16 protein-coding genes are annotated in these 17727 nt (G+C 47.8%); 9 read left to right on the top strand and 7 right to left on the bottom strand.

Features of this window, described 5'->3' with window-relative positions; translation table 11 throughout:
• The first annotated feature begins 6 nt into the window (after nt 1–6).
• The 7 genes from B9A32_RS04605 to B9A32_RS04570 all read left to right on the top strand — a co-directional run bounded on the left by B9A32_RS04605 (nt 7) and on the right by B9A32_RS04570 (nt 6455).
• Nucleotides 7–1296, top strand: coding sequence for a TRAP transporter large permease (locus tag B9A32_RS04605; RefSeq protein ID WP_232367040.1), 1290 nt, complete (start codon nt 7–9; stop codon nt 1294–1296).
• A gap of 167 nt (nt 1297–1463) precedes the next feature.
• Complete coding sequence (locus B9A32_RS04600; RefSeq protein WP_084067202.1) at nt 1464–1871, top strand: winged helix-turn-helix domain-containing protein; 408 nt, start codon at nt 1464–1466, stop codon at nt 1869–1871.
• A 6-nt stretch (nt 1872–1877) separates the two neighbouring features.
• The gene (locus B9A32_RS04595) at nt 1878–2477 is read left to right on the top strand and encodes an FmdE family protein (protein ID WP_084067201.1); all 600 of its coding nucleotides are present in this window, start codon (nt 1878–1880) and stop codon (nt 2475–2477) included.
• Between the two features lie 194 nt (nt 2478–2671).
• A complete protein-coding gene (locus B9A32_RS04585) occupies nt 2672–3700 on the top strand; it encodes a molybdopterin-binding protein (RefSeq protein WP_084067199.1) in 1029 nt (342 codons plus the stop codon).
• Nucleotides 3701–3752: 52 nt separating this feature from the next.
• On the top strand, nt 3753–4976 hold the full coding sequence (locus B9A32_RS04580) for a molybdopterin molybdotransferase MoeA (protein WP_084067198.1): 1224 nt from the start codon (nt 3753–3755) through the stop codon (nt 4974–4976).
• A 289-nt stretch (nt 4977–5265) separates the two neighbouring features.
• Entirely contained in the window at nt 5266–5643 is a 378-nt protein-coding gene (locus B9A32_RS04575; protein ID WP_084067197.1) for a hypothetical protein, read from the top strand.
• A 290-nt stretch (nt 5644–5933) separates the two neighbouring features.
• Nucleotides 5934–6455, top strand: a complete 522-nt coding sequence (locus tag B9A32_RS04570) for a cob(I)yrinic acid a,c-diamide adenosyltransferase (protein WP_084067196.1) — start codon at nt 5934–5936, stop codon at nt 6453–6455.
• 257 nt (nt 6456–6712) lie between these two features.
• Here B9A32_RS04570 and B9A32_RS04565 read toward each other — a convergent pair whose 3' ends face one another.
• The 6 genes from B9A32_RS04565 to aprB form a co-directional block, all read right to left on the bottom strand.
• A complete protein-coding gene (locus B9A32_RS04565) occupies nt 6713–6913 on the bottom strand; it encodes a cold-shock protein (protein ID WP_084067195.1) in 201 nt (66 codons plus the stop codon).
• A 279-nt stretch (nt 6914–7192) separates the two neighbouring features.
• Entirely contained in the window at nt 7193–8368 is a 1176-nt protein-coding gene (gene qmoC, locus B9A32_RS04560) for a quinone-interacting membrane-bound oxidoreductase complex subunit QmoC (RefSeq protein WP_084067194.1), read from the bottom strand.
• Nucleotides 8369–8661: 293 nt separating this feature from the next.
• Nucleotides 8662–10998: an FAD-dependent oxidoreductase gene (locus B9A32_RS04555; RefSeq protein WP_084067193.1), complete on the bottom strand. Its 2337-nt coding sequence runs from the start codon at nt 10996–10998 to the stop codon at nt 8662–8664.
• A gap of 9 nt (nt 10999–11007) precedes the next feature.
• Complete coding sequence (locus B9A32_RS04550; protein WP_084067192.1) at nt 11008–12282, bottom strand: CoB--CoM heterodisulfide reductase iron-sulfur subunit A family protein; 1275 nt, start codon at nt 12280–12282, stop codon at nt 11008–11010.
• A gap of 270 nt (nt 12283–12552) precedes the next feature.
• A complete protein-coding gene (gene aprA / locus B9A32_RS04545) occupies nt 12553–14514 on the bottom strand; it encodes an adenylyl-sulfate reductase subunit alpha (protein WP_084067191.1) in 1962 nt (653 codons plus the stop codon).
• Between the two features lie 59 nt (nt 14515–14573).
• Entirely contained in the window at nt 14574–15011 is a 438-nt protein-coding gene (aprB, locus tag B9A32_RS04540; RefSeq protein WP_084067190.1) for an adenylyl-sulfate reductase subunit beta, read from the bottom strand.
• 464 nt (nt 15012–15475) lie between these two features.
• Here aprB and B9A32_RS04535 point away from each other — a divergent pair, with 464 nt between their 5' ends.
• Together B9A32_RS04535 and B9A32_RS04530 are read left to right on the top strand one after the other, a co-directional pair.
• On the top strand, nt 15476–16216 hold the full coding sequence (locus B9A32_RS04535; protein WP_084067189.1) for a YkgJ family cysteine cluster protein: 741 nt from the start codon (nt 15476–15478) through the stop codon (nt 16214–16216).
• 14 nt (nt 16217–16230) lie between these two features.
• On the top strand, nt 16231–17049 hold the full coding sequence (locus B9A32_RS04530; protein WP_084067188.1) for an SDR family NAD(P)-dependent oxidoreductase: 819 nt from the start codon (nt 16231–16233) through the stop codon (nt 17047–17049).
• Between the two features lie 51 nt (nt 17050–17100).
• Here B9A32_RS04530 and B9A32_RS04525 read toward each other — a convergent pair whose 3' ends face one another.
• Complete coding sequence (locus tag B9A32_RS04525; RefSeq protein ID WP_084067187.1) at nt 17101–17655, bottom strand: YkgJ family cysteine cluster protein; 555 nt, start codon at nt 17653–17655, stop codon at nt 17101–17103.
• Between the last annotated feature and the right edge of the window lie 72 nt (nt 17656–17727).

Genomic DNA, 17727 nt, shown 5'->3' with positions numbered 1-17727 from the left:
TTCGTCATGGCTGGATTTGTCGGCATTACAGTACTGATTCTTTTTTTCTTCACACGGATTGCCGTGGCCTATGCCATGGCAATTGTCGGTTTTTTGGGGTATTGGTACCTGACAAATTTGACAGCAGCACTTGCGTTGCTTTCCAGAGATATGTTTGATGTATTTTCCTCCTATGGCCTTGCCCTGGTTCCACTTTTTGTTTTCATGGGGTTTATTGCCTTTTATTCCGGAATCAGTGCCAAACTTTATGATATGGCCTATAAATTCATGGGCAGGGTCCGGGGAGGGCTTGCCATGGCCACGGTGGCCGCTTGCACTGCCTTTGGTGCCATTTGCGGTTCAACCACTGCCACTGCTGCCACCATGGGAACCATTGGGTTGCCTGAAATGAGGCGATACAAATACGGTAATCGTCTGGCAGCAGGATGTGTGGCTTCGGGGGGAGGTATTGGTGCTTTGATGCCCCCCAGTGTTATTTTAATTATCTACGGTATCTTAACCCAGATATCCATTGGTAAATTGTTTATGGCCGGTATTGTTCCTGCTTTTCTCATTGCCGGGCTTTTTATTGTGGCCATTTTTATCTATTGCACCATCTACCCGGAACAGGGTGCCAGGGGGGAAGAGTTTTCAGTCATGGAACGGTTGAAGGCCCTGGCTGATATTTGGGAAACGATTCTGGTCTTTATGGTGGTCATGGGGGGGATGTTCTTTGGTGTTTTTACCCCCACAAAAGCTGGTGCAGTGGGGGCTTTTGCCCTGCTGGTCATTGCCGTGATCCAGAAAAAAATTTCCTGGGAAAATTTTCAACGGGCTGTTTTTGACACCCTTAAGACCTCCTGCATGGTGATCATGCTGGTGGCAGGGGCCACCATTTTTGGCCATTTTCTGGCTTTGACACGTATCCCCATGGAGGGGGCCAATCTTGTTGCAACCCTGGACTGGCCCAGCTGGGCCGTTATTTTTATCATCTGCTTTATCTATCTGGTGGGTGGATGTTTCATTGATGCCCTGGCCCTGATTACATTGACCATTCCCATTTTTTACCCCATTGTTTCTTCGTTGGGATATGACTTGGTCTGGTTTGGGGTTATCATCGTTCTGATCACGCAATTGGGGATTATCACACCCCCTGTGGGGGTGAATGTTTACATTGTTAAAGGTATTGAGCCGGATATTCCCCTGGAAGAGATTTTCATCGGCGTTATTCCCTTTGTCATCGCTTTGATAGTCGGCATTATGATAATGGTGGCGTTCCCTTCAATTGCCACATTTTTGCCCGATTTGGTACGATGATCCTTCTGTGATCATGCCGTGTGTTGTCTATGTCGTGTACGGTCAAAGTTTAAGCTTATAATTGGTGATTCCAAAAGATGCCATGGTGAAATATACTTGGTCATTTATCCCTTTGAATCTCAGCTTTGACCATGCAATCGTATGAAAGTAAAGGATAAAAACAAACCATGAATGATAATAAAGATGAACGCTGGAGCGTTCGGTTAAAGATATGGTTGGAAATTGACGGGCTGCCCCTCATGGGTGAGGGGCGCATGGCCATGTTAAATGCCATTGATGAGAACGGCTCCATCATTGAGGCCGCCAGGAGCCTGGGAATCCCTTATCGTAAAATCCGCGGGGCCATATCTGCCATGGAAAAGTCCGTGGGAAAAGCCCTGGTTAAAACCCATCGGGGCGGCGGACATGGCGGTGGTGCTCATTTAACTGCCAAGGCCCATGAGCTTGTAAAAGAGTATCTTGAAGTGACAAGAAGCTTTCATCAAGAGGCCTCTGTGCCGCTGCAATCCATGGGAGTAAAAAATTTACCACCGAATGGCAGAATTTGTCATTCGGTGAAAATGGGAGAACAATAGGGTAATATGAAATCTTTTAAATCCTTATTAGACGCATCTGTCATTGCCCATGGCCATTTGTGTGCCGGCCAGGTGATCGGGGTGCGCATGGCCATGCTGGGGTGTCGTCTTGTGGGCATTGATGACCCCACCTCACCCCAATTTAAGAAAAAGTTGATTGTGTATGTGGAGATGGATCGATGCGCCAGCGATGCCATTGGCAGTGTCACGGGTTGTCGGCTGGGAAAACGCACTTTGAAATTTAAAGATTACGGTATTAATGCAGCCACCTTTGTTAATCTGGAAACCCGGAAAGCGGTGCGTATTGTTTCAACCGAGGCATCAAGGGAACTTGTAAAACGCTATGCCCCTGAAGAGGAGTTTCATTATCAGCAGCAGATCAAGGGGTATCGCATAATGCCGGAAAATGAGCTGTTTGAGGCCCAGTGGGTGAGTGTGGATCTGCCGGGGCAGGAAATGCCCGGCCCCCCACGGACTCATACCACGTGCACCCAATGCGGTCAGGTGGTCAGGGATGCCAGAGAAGTCATTGTGGAGGGAAAACCCCTGTGTCGCATTTGTGCCGGTGAAGGCTATTTTAAACCTGAAGACCCGGTGATACTTTGATGTTTTATTGTGAATGTTTTTGAAATCAGGGGGGAAGAATATTGTTCAAGATATTTGATTTCATCCAATTTTATAATGGATAATTTTGAATCATCTCCCGGAAGCATGGAGATCCGGTTTAAATAGGCATCAATTGCCACTGAAAAGATTGCCGCTGAAGGGGGAACAATCATTCTGCCACAAGGAGGAAAAAGATGATTAAGGTTGTTAACATAGAAGATGCCGTGGGGCAGCCCTTGGCCCATGACATTACGGAAATCAGGGCAGGAGAATTCAAAGGGCCGGCATTTCAACGGGGAGATATATTGACCTGTCGAGATTTAGATCATTTGAGACGTTTGGGAAAGGATCACCTTTATGTCATCAAGCCGGAAGCAAGTGAAATGCATGAGGATGATGCTGCCATGGCCATGGCAGACGCCCTTTGCGGGGATGGTGTCTCCTGGGATGAAGCCCCCCGGGAGGGTAAGATTGCATTAAGGGCCACCCGGGACGGATTGCTCAAAGTAAATGTGGAGGTACTGGAGCAGTTCAATGAAATGGGCATTGTCATGTGTGCCACACGCCATACCAATACTGTGGTTAGAAAAAAAGATCAAGTGGCAGCAACCCGGGCCATTCCCCTTTTAATTGCCAAAGAGTATGTGGACGGTGCCGTTGCCATTGCAAAGAGTGCACCGGATTCTATTTTACAGGTACGGCCCATGATGACCGCCAATGCCGGTGTGATGATCACAGGCAGTGAGGTGTATAATGGCCGCATAGAAGATAAATTTGAGTCCATTATCCGTAAAAAAGTGGCCGCCTTTGGGGGAGGTGTGCTGGATGTTGTTTTTCTTCCTGATGATGATAAGATGATTGCGTCTGCCGCACGGGAGTTGCTGGCAAAAGGGGCAAATATTTTGATTACCACAGGGGGGATGTCCGTGGACCCCGATGATAGAACCCGATTTGCCTTAAAAGAGGCCGGGGCCCGTAATATGGTTTACGGCACCCCGGTGCTGCCCGGTGCCATGTTTATGGTGGCATATATTAATGAAATTCCTGTGTTGGGGATACCGGCCTGTGGCTTGTTTTCTGCCACCACCATGTTTGATCTCATTTATCCCCGGGTCCTGGCAGGGGATAAGATCTCACGGTCGGATATTGCTGCAAAAGGCCATGGCGGACTGTGCCTTGGGTGTAAAACCTGCACCTATCCCCGGTGTGCATTTGGAAAATAGCTGCCCGGACAGACCGGAATCACAATGCGGTCTTTATAAAAAGGAGATTTAAATGATTTCATGGCTGCCCATGGGGTTTGAAGAGGCCTTGCATATCACCCTTGATACCATTGCACCGCTGGGAACGGAAAATATCGATTTATCAGAAGCCACAGGTAGAATTCTGGCACAAACCTTGATTTCAACCATTGATTCACCATCCATTGATGCATCCCTTAAAGATGGGTATGCTGTTTTGTCACAAGACCTGGCTGCTGTCTCCGGTGAAACACCTGTCCACTTAACCGTCACAGGGGATGTGGCAGCTGCCGGGGGGGATAAAGTTGGGGAATTGATTTCAGGCACCGCCATGCGAATTCTAACAGGGGCTGAAATCCCCCGGGGTGCAGATGCTGTGCTGGCCGAGGAATTTGCTGAAATTAGAGGCACGACCCTTGTGGCCGGAAACAGTGCCGGACCGGGGCGTAACATTATGCCAAGGGGAACCGATGTTAAGAAGGGGCAGACCATTGCCCGGAAAGGGGATCGTATTATTCCCGGGCTTGCCGGTATCATTGCTGCATCAGGGTTCAGTGGGATTTCTGTTTTTAAGCAACCCCGGGTGGCCATCATTGCCACAGGGGATGAGGTGGTGGCACCGGGGAGACCCCTTCCCCGGGGAAAACTCTATGCCAGTAACATGGTGACTTTGAATGCCTTTTGCCGACAATGGGGTATGGAGACTGTTCTGCTCATTGCCGGGGATGATCCCCGGGAGATACGTAATGTGCTGGAAAAGGCCATGGCAGATGCTGATGCCGTCATCACCAGTGGAGGGGCCTGGACCGGGGACCGGGATCTTGTTGCAAAGATACTTCTGGAATTGGGATGGAAAAAATCCTTTCACCGTATCCGCATGGGGCCCGGTAAGGCTGTGGGGTTTGGTATGCTGGATCAGATGCCGGTTTTTATTTTACCCGGTGGCCCACCGTCCAATCTCATGGGGTTTCTTCAAATTGCCTTTCCGGGCATCAGGGCCCTGGCCGGATATAAACATCCTTGTCTGCCCACCATGCGGGCAGCTTTGACATCTGATTTGCAGGGCCGTGACAGGGAATGGACTCAATTTGTTTTTGGAACCATTAACCTGCAAGGTGATACCCCGCAATTTCATTCCTTGGGACAAAAGGGAAGACTCCAATCCATGGCCAGGGCCACGGCCATTGCTGCAATCCCCGAAGGGGTGACAGATGTTTCCCAGGGAGCGATGGTGGATGTGCAGATTTTATCTTTTTAAACCGGGCATAGGTCATTGTTGCTTTGTGTTTTCCAGAGTAATTGTCCCATTTTGGGGATACGCTTTCAAAAAAGTGTAAACTACTTTTGGGGTCAGATGATGGATGTCTTAAATCGGCTTTAAAGGGTAAATCGGCAATGAAAGATGCCAAAAAATAATTAAAAATAGATATCTACCTTGACAGGTATTCATTTAAACACGTACAATTCCGTCCTACAAATTAGACTGTGAATCCATACTGATTCTAATAATTTTTTCAGCGGCTGTGATCTGTGTGGAGCTATATGCCGTGACCGTCTTATTGGGTGTGTTGTGGATCAATGATCTGTTTCATGATGGGGTGGGGGGATTGGATATTTATTGTTTTCGAAAATCAAAGCGAATTACCCGGGAAATATTGTGCCGAAGGTGTTTGTTTCGCCGTAGATGCAGGCCTTTTCAATTGTGGCTGCAACCGGAATTACCCTTTGTATTTAAATCCAATGGAGACGTTAATGCCATTTTTGATTTGCAAAACAATGTCCAAAATACCTTGGATGCCCTTTTCCCTTCAGAGTATCGGCTGTTGGAAAAAAAGGCTCTAAAAGCCCTGACCTGTGATGGAGAGACAAGTCAGACACTGATTCGATTGAAAATGTTTGAGTTATTCAACAATATCGGCAGCTAAGTGTGCACATTATGCTGATCCTGATACAATTGATTTTTGTATGATGTGTGTATTTCAAGCTTTTTTGTGGTCAGGTCTGCCCGTGCAGTTTTTATATACAATGCAGCCTCCAAGGCAAGCTAAGGCAGAGCTGCCTCCCGATGGGTAATAGGAACCGGACAATTGAGCTGTCTACAGTTCCGGTCCGGGCACATTGCCCATCGGGGGGCGGCGGTATAATACCATTTTCCATATTCGTTTTGTCCGGCAGGACATGTGGGTTATTGGAATAATTTCAGGGAGGAGTTAATATGGCGTCAAAGGGATATATCCATGTATACACCGGAGATGGAAAGGGTAAAACCACAGCCGCTCTGGGGCTTGCACTGAGAAGTGCCGGACATGGCATGGGGGTTTTCATCGGGCAGTTCATGAAGGGAATTCGTTATGGGGAGCTTAACGCCCTTGAGCTTATCCCTTCCATAGAAGTGGCCCAGTTCGGAGATGAGGTGTGCATTCGAAAAGAAGAGGTCACAGATCTCCATAGAGCCCATGCCCGGGAAGGCCTTGCCGTCATTAAAGAGGTGATGCGCAGAGGAGATCATCCGGTGGTCATCATGGACGAGATTTGTGTTACCCTGTGGTTTGAGATTCTTTCCCTGGAGGAAGTAATGGCGCTGGTCAAGGCAAAGCCTGCCGGTATTGAATTGATTTTAACGGGTAGAAAAGCCCCACAGGAACTCATTGAGATTGCAGATTTGGTAACAGAGATGAAAGAGATAAAACATTATTATACCCAGGGCGTTCTGGCCCGGGACGGTGTTGAGCGATAGCTTTCCCATGGTATGCAAATCTTATCTTGATAGCCCGGAATCAGAATGTGTTTTTGATTTTCTGACTCAAAAGCGCAAAACTCAAACATAAGAATTAAAACAATATATAACCGGGGCGGACCGTATTTTGATCCCGCTTCGCCCACAACAAAATTTGAAATACACTCCTGATTTGCGGAGTATTTCATATAAAAAGGGCAGATGCGGTTTCGCATCTGCCCTTTGTTGTTTATGGGTGATATTAATTGAGGAAGAACTTATTGCTTGACAACATTTCTGGCAGCAGGACCTCTGTCACTGTCTTCGATGTCAAAGGTAACCCGTTCTCCTTCGGAAAGAGTTTTAAATCCGGGCATATCGATGGCCGTATGGTGTACGAATACATCACTTCCCTCATCCTGCTCAATGAATCCAAACCCCTTTTTGTCGCTAAACCACTTTACTGTTCCTTGTGCCAAACCGTCTTCCTCCTTAAAAAATATCAAATGTGGCAGTTACGCCGCTTGCTCTGTGAATTTTAACGCCAGAGCGCTTCCTGTGGATTTTTCATCTTTGTGCCATTAACCTGGGCGATTTTAATTCATTCCATGGGTAATGTGACCGATGATTATAAAATCCTCTTACGATAGAATTATCCATAGTAGCAAAAAAAATCAAGTAAAAAAAAAGGTCTGCTTTAAATAAAAGCAGACCTTTCTAAAATTTACATTGTACTATTTGTACACTGCTGAAATCAATTACTTACGGTTACCGTATTCAGCATAGGACATGGCTGTAAATCGGTAAACCAGATGGGCCATTTTAGAAAACGGCAGAAAGGCAAACAGATTGAAAATGGCAATGAGATGCAGGTAGTAAATGAAGTAGGAAATGTACTCGGAACCGGCCAGACGGCTCATCTCCGTGAGAAGACCTGTAACACCCAGGGCCAGAACCAGACCCAGAATGTACCAGTCTTTGTAAGAGGAAACCTGATCTTTTTTATCCATGCGGTTTTTGATCATGAGCACGCTGCCGATGACCAGGGCCGCACCACTGATATTGGCCAGCCATTTAACCGGATTGAGCTGGGAATAGGGTCCGGGCAGATGGAACACATAAAGCACCACAAAAAAGATGTTGGTGACAACGAACAGGCCGATAAAGGAGTAAAGCACCATCATATGCGGGGTGGCACGATCCTGGTTGGTGGTACATTCATTAAATTTGTCATGTTTTAGAACCGTGGGCAGCACCTTGATAATGGCTTGGAAAAAGCCTTTTAAATCCAGTGTTTTTTTATCTGTTTTTCCCTCTGCCACGGCATTGGCGTGGATATCTGCCACAAAACGTTTCAGACCCAGGCCAAAGACAATGACCACAAATGCGGCCAGGGGCACAAAGGTGAGATCCACAAACCAGGTGGAGATAAAATTGGCATGGGCAATGACGTCATGTCCGCCATGGGACCATTCCAGGCCAAAATTGTGAAACAGTTTGGTCATTGCATCACCACCGGTCATGGTGATGTAGGCCAGGATGGCAAACCAGATGGCAGGAATACCCAGGAGGAAAGGCAGTTTTTTCGGATCTTTTACGGCATTGGCCAGAAATTTGGGCTGGGCATATTCGTTGATGGCAGCATATCGAACCGCAGCCAGTACATCACCCGGTTTAGCATCCCTTGGACATAGATCTGAACAGTCACCACACTGGTGGCACAGCCAGATATCGCCATTGGAGATCAATTTGTCTTTAAGACCCCAGGAAGCAGCAATCATCTCTTTTCTGGGGAAAGGGCTGTTATCTGGTGCAATGGGGCATGCCACGGAACAAGTGGCGCATTGATAGCATTTTTTCAGATCCTCTGCGCCAAAACCCACAACCTCGTCGATGAACGCAAGATCTGGTTGGGCAAGGTATTTTTCACTCATGCTGCGATACCTCCTAAATTTTCGGTATATGGTGGAAATTCTTCTTAAAAACCGTGGAGGCGTATAACCTGCCGGGGCCGGATGAAAATATCTCCGGCCCATGGCTTTTTAGAAAAACGTCCTTTGTTGTATGAATAATGAACGTCGACGCCGTATGGTGGGAGGTTCCTTCAAGCTTTTTAAAAATAGTAGGCAGGCTTTATAAGGCAGACTCCCCGGCGTTTGTTATAAATTTAAAACAAATTTCCGGGTGCCCGCCATTATAAACAGTGACGGGCAGTGACCATTGAAAATTAGAATCCCTTGAAGGGGTTTGGACCCAGGTCTTCAATTTCTTCCACAAAATCACTCAGGAGTCCGGGCAGTTTGTCATATTCATCAATGGCAATCTCTTCAAATCTCACCCGCTCTTCTTCCAGGGCCAGACTTGAAAGGGCATCACCAATCTTTTTAACCCGGACTTCGGCAAGCTCGCTGCCTTTCACAAAGTGACATTGATAGTCATCACCGTGCTTACAACCGATGAGGATAACACCGTCCATACCCTGGGCCAGGGCATCTTTGATCCAGATGGTATTCACAGATCCCAGACACCGCACAGGAATTACCCGGACATCAGGGGAGTAATCCACCCGGTTCATGCCCACCATGTCAAGGGCGGGATAGGCATCGTTTTCACACACCAAGGCAAGGATACGGAAGGGAGGTTCATCATAATCATCTTCAGAGGGAACACCGATGGCCTTGATCTGGGAACCGATACTGTCAATGGTGTAATCTGCAAAGCTGATGATTCGTTCCGGACATGCACCCATGCAGGTACCGCATCGTCTACAACGGGTGGGATTGATTTTGGGGGTACCCTTTTCATCATCATCCAAAGCACCAAAGGGACATTCCACAGTACAGCGTTTACATTGGGTACATCTCTGGAAAAAGAACTCCGGATAGGTCTGATCACCGGATCTTGGATGAACGGCAACACCGCGATCGGCCGATGAGATACACTGAATAGCCTTAAGGGCTGCACCGGTGGCATCTTCCATGGACTCTTCAATGGTCATGCTGCGACGGATGGCACCGGCAGCATAAATACCGGTTCTCTGGGTTTCATAGGGGAAGCAGATATAGTTTGAGTCTGCATAGCCGCCAAAGATATCATTGTCACGGAAGCCGGGACCCTGACGATAGGCCAGGTTGACAACGGGATCATCCACTGTGACCGGCACCATACCAGAGGCCAGAACCACCAGATCTGCCTTGAGGTTCAAGTTGTCCCCCAGCAGGGTGTTGGTGGCTTCCACAATGAGATTATCGCCGCTTTTGCTCACCTCAGTGACAGCGCCTTTACTCATGAAAATACCACGGTCCTGCTGGATGCCTTTGTAAAAGTTTTCCTGAAGACCCGGGGTTCTCATGTGCTGGTAGATAATGTATGCCTTGCCGTCGGGATAGTCGTCACGTACATATTTGGCCTGTTTCAGGGCCACCTGGCTTGTGACTGCACCACAATAGGGAAAGTCTGCATCATCCTCGTCTTTTCCTGGGGACTGGATAAAGACAACGGACTTTGCCTCTTTGCCGTCTGACGGTCTTACAATTTTACCCTTGGCTGCAATTTTTTCAAATTCATCATTGGTGATGACATCGGGAAGATCAATGCCAAGGTGGGCATAGGCATCTCCCTCAATTTTGTCCGGACGCCATCCGGCAGCCAGAATAACAGCGCCATAAAGTTCGCCATCGGGGTCCAGCTGAAGAATGTCTTCACGGCCTTCATTGTACTCAAGATACTTGGCATGCTGGGTTTCTGCATCCAGTTCATTGCCCTTTTCATCCAGGGTCATCTCTTCGGGCAGCGGGAAGGGAACGTCAAAGGGAATTTTTTCACCGGGTTTTTTAAAGGTTACGGTGAATTCACCGGGCTGTCCGGCAATACGGGCAACTTCAGTTCCGGTTTTTACTTCAATATTGGGATATTGTTCCAACTCAGCCAGTTTATCCTGGATTACAGTGGGGATAAGGGCATCAAAGGGTTCCACCACAGGCATCTGGCTGCGCATCCGGGCGGCATATCCACCCAGTGCATTGGTTTTTTCCACAATGGTGACCTCATAACCTGCCTTGGCAGCATCCAGAGCTGAGGAGATACCGGTGATTCCGCCACCCAGTACAAGAATTTTTTTGGAGAAAGTCTCTGTTTTAAAAGGTTCAGGTAATTTAACCTTTTCAACACGGATCATACCCATTTTGATATGATCTTCGGCTTTCATCTGGATTTGATCAAAGTGCTCTTCATCATCCTTTTGATCTTCGGTGAGGGCTGGATATTTTTCCCGGGAGTGGGGCCATACAACACCCTCCCTGAGATTTACACGCTCCACAATGCAGTTGTCAAAATCAAATACATCAAAATTGACCCGCCGTGAACACGCCCCGATGACCATGGCGTTTACCTTGCCGTCATCCACATCCTTCTGGATCATGGCAACGCCTTCTTTGCTGCACAGAAACGGGTGGGTTGTACAGTTGACGCCCTCTTCATCGGGAACATCAACCAGGTCTTCCATGTCAAGGACATCGCCAATGCTGCAACCTGTGCAGATATATACTCCGTATTTCTTATCCATGGTTATCCCTTACCTCCTCACCAGCGTCTGAATGGCTTTTAAAGCCATGCCGGTTGCATTCTGATTGGATGTTACAACATCAGCGGGTTTATTGGCACACCCGGCACCGAACATGCCGCCTTTTTTGAAGTCATTTACGATAAAACCGTCTGCATTGAATTGCAGGTCTGCATTGGGTTTATCCACAGATGTGTTGGGCTGCATACCCGTGGCAAGCACAAGCATGTCCACGGTCTGGTGGATTTTTTCACCGGAAATGGTGTCTTCGGCAATAAGAGTTACATTGCCTGTGGCACTTTCTTCACCCACTTCGGCAACTTTTCCCTTTACAAAGAAAATGTTCTCATCTTCTTTAAGTTTCTTGTAGAAATTTTCGTATTTTCTGCCCGGGGTTCTCAGATCAATGTAGTAGATGTAGATCTTGGCATCGGGGTACTGGGCCCTCAGGTAAGTAGCATGCTTTAAGGAGGCCATGCAGCAGATGTAAGAACAGTAGGGAAGGTGATTTTCATCCCTGGAACCGGCACATTGAACAAAGCCGATGGTCTCAGGGGCTTTGTCATCTGATGGACGGAGAATTTTTCCCTGGGTGGGACCGTTGGTGGATGCAAGACGTTCCAGCATCATGTTGGTGATGACGTTCTGATATCTGCCAAATCCCAGGTTGTCAATGCGGGCGGCATCATAGGGTTTCCAGCCGGTGGCCCAGACAATGGCACCTACTTTGAAATCCAGTGTTTTTTCCTGCATGTCAAAGTCAATGGCATCAAATTTACAGGCTTCTTTACATTTCTCACGGTCATCTGCGCTCATGGAGGGTGCCATCACATAGCGTGACGGAAAGGCCATGTTATGGGGAAGATAGGCAGCTTTACGACGATCCATGCCAAAGTTGAACTCATTGGAGATCTCAGACTCGCACACCTTGGCACATTCACCACAGGCGGTGCAGTTCTCATTGACATATCTTGGGCTGATTTTTACCTTTACGGTGTAGTCTCCGGGGGCACCATCCACCTTTTCAACCTCGGCCATGGTGATGACCTTGATTCTGGGGTTGTCTTTAATTCTCCGGTAGTTGATTTCAAGTCCGCAGGTGGGGGGGCAGAGTTTGGGAAAGTACTGTTTCAGCTGTGAAACCCTGCCGCCCAGGGAAGGTTCCTTTTCAACCAGAAATACCTCATACCCCACTTCCGCAGCTTCCAGAGCCGTTGTCAGGCCACTGATACCGCCGCCAACAACCATGATGCTTCCGCCGGCCGGGGCTGATTTGTCTGTTGTCATGCTATTCCTCCGTGCATATGTAAAAATAATATGATTTGACTGGGAATTCCGGAAATCAAGGCAGATTCTCCGGAATCCTGTGCCCTTTGGAAATTAAATCGTAAAAAGGAGCCCGCCGTTGCCGGTTCCCTTTCACCAGTTCTTTTCACAAAAGGACACAGGGGTGAAATTCCCTTGTATCAAAATCTGAAAAAACCCCCAGGCACATACAGAATGCACCTGGAGGTTATGGTGTTACTTAAAGAAACTTACTACAACAAGCATCCTGGATTAATCAGCGATGATTTTGTGGTAGGGTTCTTTTTTCAGAGTCCATTCATTGGTCTCTTTATTATATGTAGAGTTGACAAAGCAGAACCACTCTTCATCATTCTGACCCATGAAGTCGCCTCTGTAGTAGAAACCGGGGAAGCGGGTTTCTTCACGGAACTGGATGTGACGGGTATGTGCCTGTACTGTGAACAGACGATGGTAAATTTCCCATGCTCTGAGCAGTTCATGCAGATCACCGGCAGCGATCTTCTCAAGGTCTTCACGGAACATTTCAAAAAGATCCATGAGAACTTCAAGGCTCTTGCCGGAAGTCATGTAGAAAGTACCTGTACCTGCGCCGTACTCACTGGTCATCTTCATCAGACGCATGGCCATACCGGCAGGTTTGCAGTAATTGGGGTTAACTGTCTCATCTGTGGAGTATTCACAGTGATCAAGGTAATTTCTTACAGGTTTGTAAACAAGGTCTACCAACTCTTCATCAGTTTCTTTGAAACCAGTTACCTTGTCACCTTCTTTGGCCAGGTACTGCAGCATGGACTTGGCAATAATACGACCTTCTGCATGGGAACCTGAAGAAAATTTATGACCGGAACAACCAACACCGTCACCGGCAGTAAACAGACCGTTGACTGTGGTCATTCTGTTGTAGCCCCATTTGTAGCTTTCAGGGACCCAGTCTTCTTCAGGACCTGAACACCAGATACCGCAGCAACCGGAATGGGAACCAAGCAGGTATGGTTCGGTGGGCATAACCTCAGAGTCTTTTTTCTCAGGCTCTGTGTTAGTTGCGCACCAGAGACCGGCCTGGCCAACAGACATGTCAAGGAAATCTTCCCATGCTTCTGACTCAAGATGCTTAAGTTCTTTTTTGCTCATGGTTTCACCAAGAGCAGCCAGAGCTTTAGAAGTTTCCATGATGATGGGACCACGGCCTTCTTTGTACTCTTTCATCATCAGATGGTTACGCAGACAAGTCGGTGTAACAGCAGCAGTTCCATAGGGAGCATATTTTTCAAGCTCAGCCTTGGCATCATCACTGGCAGCATAGTTTTCGCCCAGACCATTCACGGTTTTAGCCTTGAACAGGAGGAACCATGCACCAACAGGACCGTATCCGTCTTTAAAACGGGCAGGGGTGAAACGGTTTTCCATCATGGAAAGCTCAGCACCGGCACGAAGGGCCATGGTGTAAGTGGAACCAGCATTCCATACGGGGTACCATGCACGACCTTTACCCTCACCAACTGAACGGGGTTGATAAATATTTACCGCGCCACCGCAGGCAACCATCATTACCTTGGCATTGATGATGTATACTTTATTTTCACGCAGGGAGAAACCAACAGCACCGGCAACTCTCTTGGGATCATCTTTATCATTGAGAATTTCAACGATGAAGCATCTTTCAATGATGTTGTCTTCGCCCAGAGCCAGCTTGCCAGCTTCTGCAACGATTCTCTTGTAGGACTCACCATTGATCATGATCTGCCATTTACCGGTACGTACAGGAGTAGCTCCGCCTTTCAGAGTTCCGGCTTTCTGGCCTTTTTTACCGTCAAGGTTTTTTCCGTCATCGGTTTTTTTCCAGATGGGAAGTCCCCATTCTTCAAACAGATGAACAGAATCATCAACATGACGACCCAGGTCGTAGATCAAGTCTTCTCGGACAATACCCATAAGGTCATTTCTGACCATGCGGACATAATCTTCAACTTTATTTTCGCCAATGTAAGTGTTGATTGCGGAAAGACCCTGGGCCACAGCACCACTTCTTTCCAGAGCTGCTTTGTCACACAACAGGATGGATGTGTCATCGCTGGCCCATTTTTTAATCTCAAATGCCGTTCCACATGCAGCCATACCGCCGCCGATAATCAGAACGTCAACATCTCTTTTGTCAACTTCCGGATCCCTTACTGCCTTGAGCTCTCCAACAGGCTTATTAGGTAATGCCATTTATATATTCCTCCGAATTAATCTTGAAATGAAATAAAAATCAAATAAGTGCCTGATGATTATGCCAGCTCCTGGGGAGTGGTAAGAACATAACCGTCAGCTTCCTGAGTAGAAAGAAGACCGCTGTTGAGGTCTTTACCCTTGAGATCAAGGTAGGCATTGGCCTCGCCTTCCGGAGTAGTTCTGATGGGGAATTTGAAACGTTTTACAACGCCGTTTCTGAACTTGCAGGTCCACATGATGTCTTCTGTACCCATCATGGGAACTACGCTTGCTCCCATGGGTACGAAGTCAGAGTAACCTCTTACTTCGATGGCCTGGGAAGGACAAATTTTAACGCAGGAATAACATTCCCAGCACTGATCGGGCTCCTGGTTGTAAGCTTTCATTGCGTTGGGATCAAGAACCATCAGGTCATTGGGGCAGATGTACATACATGCTGTTTTATCCCCGCCCTTGCAGCCGTCGCATTTCTCAGCGATTACAAAAGATGGCATTAAAAATACCTCCGTCACACTTTGGTGCAGCGCCCATATAGGGCCCATGCACTGCTGTTAATCATATTGCGACAATCAAACACGTTGTGTCGCTCTTCAATATAAAAGTAGGTCTCACTTGTCAGGACCTATTCATCCAGATTTGAAAAAGTATATAACGGCGTGTTGAATAAGAGGTTAAAATATCTTATTCCATCAAAACGATTGAAAACGTAGCACCAGCCAATATCCTTGTCAAGGATTTTTGGAAGGTGGCAGTTAAATTCATTGGAAGCCTGATTGCTTGATTGTCAGAGTAGATATATCTCATGGAAGATGGTGGGTTCTTTAATTTTAAAAGATGTGATAATGTGACTGGGTCAGTGCTGAAAATTAGAATTGTAGATTAACGTGTTCATGTTCCCGGCCGGGCATCCCAATGGCAGGAGTCGGGGAATTGATTTTTAAAAAAGGTAGAGATAGAAATGAGTGATGAGATGGTGCCGGTTTCCCTGGAAGATGATTTTTCCTTTGTGTGTTCCCCTGATGTGTCTTGCTTTAATCAATGCTGCCGAGACCTGAATCAGTTTTTAACTCCCTATGATGTGCTTCGTTTGAAAAACGCTTTGGGGATCTCTTCCCATGAGTTCTTAAAAAAATATACCCTGCGCCATAACGGGCCGGAATCGGGGCTGCCTGTGGTAACCTTTAAAATGGACCCCGCCAACGGGTATGCCTGTCCCTTTGTGACTCCGGAGGGCTGCAGTGTCTACAATGACCGACCTGCTTCCTGTAGAATGTATCCCCTTGCAAGGGCCGTTGTGAGGTCCCGGGAGACTGGGAAGACGGAGGAATATTTTGCTTTGATTGAGGAACCCCATTGCCACGGTTTCGGCGGGAAGTCAGGGCAGACAGTGGCCCAGTGGCTGGCCGGTCAGGACGTGGTAGAGCACAATGCCATGAATGATAAGCTGGTGGAGGTCATCGGTCTTAAAAACCGCATTATGCCGGGACCCCTGGACGGCGTTGACGGGGATCGTTTTTACATGGCCAGTTATGATCTTGATACCTTTCGGGAACAAATTTGTGATAAGGGGCTTTTGTCCGGTTTGCCCGTGTCTGCCGGTGATATAAAACGGGCACAGGGTGATGATGTGGCATTGCTGGAGCTGGGTCTGGTATGGATTAAATACGTTTTGTTCGGGGTTCCCATTAAAGCGGAATAAGGCAGGGGGTGAAAGTGAAGCTGCAAGGAAAAGTGGCCCTTGTGCTTGGTGCTGTAAAGGGTATCGGACGCGGTATCGGTCTGGCCCTGGCCCATGAAGGCGTCTCTCTGGCATTGACCCGGCACGACTGGTCTGAAAGTTTTGGGCAGATGGAAATCGCCTTTGGGCACACCGGGGCGGATCATGAAATTTTTGATGTCAATCTTTTGGAAATCGATGCCATTGAAAGGTTGATTGTCCGTGTCAAAGAACGTTTCGGCCGATTGGATATATTGATTAACAATATTGAACGGGGAGGGTGGCCCGTGGTTCACGGTGCCTACGTTCAAGATCAGTGGGATCTTGAGATGGCAACCACTTTAAGGGCTAAGCGGTGGGTGTTTGATCTGGCTTTGCCCTTGTTGCAATCCTCCGGGGACGGGGCTGTTATTAATTTTTCTTCCATTGCCGGTGTGTGTGGACGTTCCGGACCTGCCGCAGCACTGTTTAATGACGGCTACGCCGCTGCCAGTCGGGGGATTTCCATGCTCACAGAGACCTGGGCACGCATGGGAGCGCCCCATGTCAGGGTAAATGAAATTATGCTGGGTGTAATGGAGACCCGTCACGCACAGGGCACCCGGGGATGGGAAACGGTGTTGACCGGGAAAGAGAAGGCCGCCATTGTGGATCATACCCTTCTGGGAAGAACCGGCACTGTTGAGGATGTGGTGAAAGCTGTGCTGTTCATGCTCAGGGATGCGCCATACATGACCGGATCTGTACTTCGGCTGGATGGTGGATATACCCTGGGGGGGGAAGGTGTGCCACCCATGCCCCCCGGTATTCTATGATATGGTTCAGGTCTCGGGTTGATCTATGATGCTTTTGGGACTCTGAAATCACTAAATGAGCATCTGTGCTATGGTTTGCTTGATTCGTGCGGTCTTTCCATGTGCATTGCAGTATTGCATTTCAAGAAGGCTCATTTCCCGGTAAAATGGGGTGCGGTCAAAGGGGTGATACCGGCCGCTGAATCTGGACTCTCCGGCAAGGCACCCCGGACCTTTTGTGACCTGTCCACCCGGGCGTTTTAATTCATGGGGGATGCCGTGGAGTCGGCATATCATGGGCCGGAATCCATAAAGGGTGCATCGGCCTTTTTCGTTGGCCGGGCACATGATGCGCAACGCTTCTTTTTTTTCTTCTGCCCCTGCCATGGTCTGGATGACGTGTCGTGCTTTTTTTTTCATCTCTTTTCTTCTGGATAGCGGCAGACGTTTAAAACCCTGGCGCAGGTAAGCCTTTTCCAGGTGGGTGTGGTGGAAAAAAAGGGTTTCACAGCAATTGTCGCTACAGCCATTGCATGTAAATCCGTATTTTTCTGCGGTTTCGTTCCAGGCTGCATCCATTTTTTCATATAAAAGGATCAGGCTGGAAAACGGAGACGGCTTTTTCATTGATATCTCGCTTGTTGGTTTTTTGGGTATGATACCATTTTTTATATTTGTTGTGTCCCACAGGAAATGCCC

The organism is Desulfocicer vacuolatum DSM 3385, from assembly GCF_900176365.1.
In the GTDB taxonomy this organism is placed as follows: Bacteria; Desulfobacterota; Desulfobacteria; order Desulfobacterales; family Desulfobacteraceae; genus Desulfocicer; species Desulfocicer vacuolatum.
The sequence above is the reverse complement of the archived record's forward strand: the minus strand, read 5'-3'. Positions and strand labels throughout refer to the sequence as shown.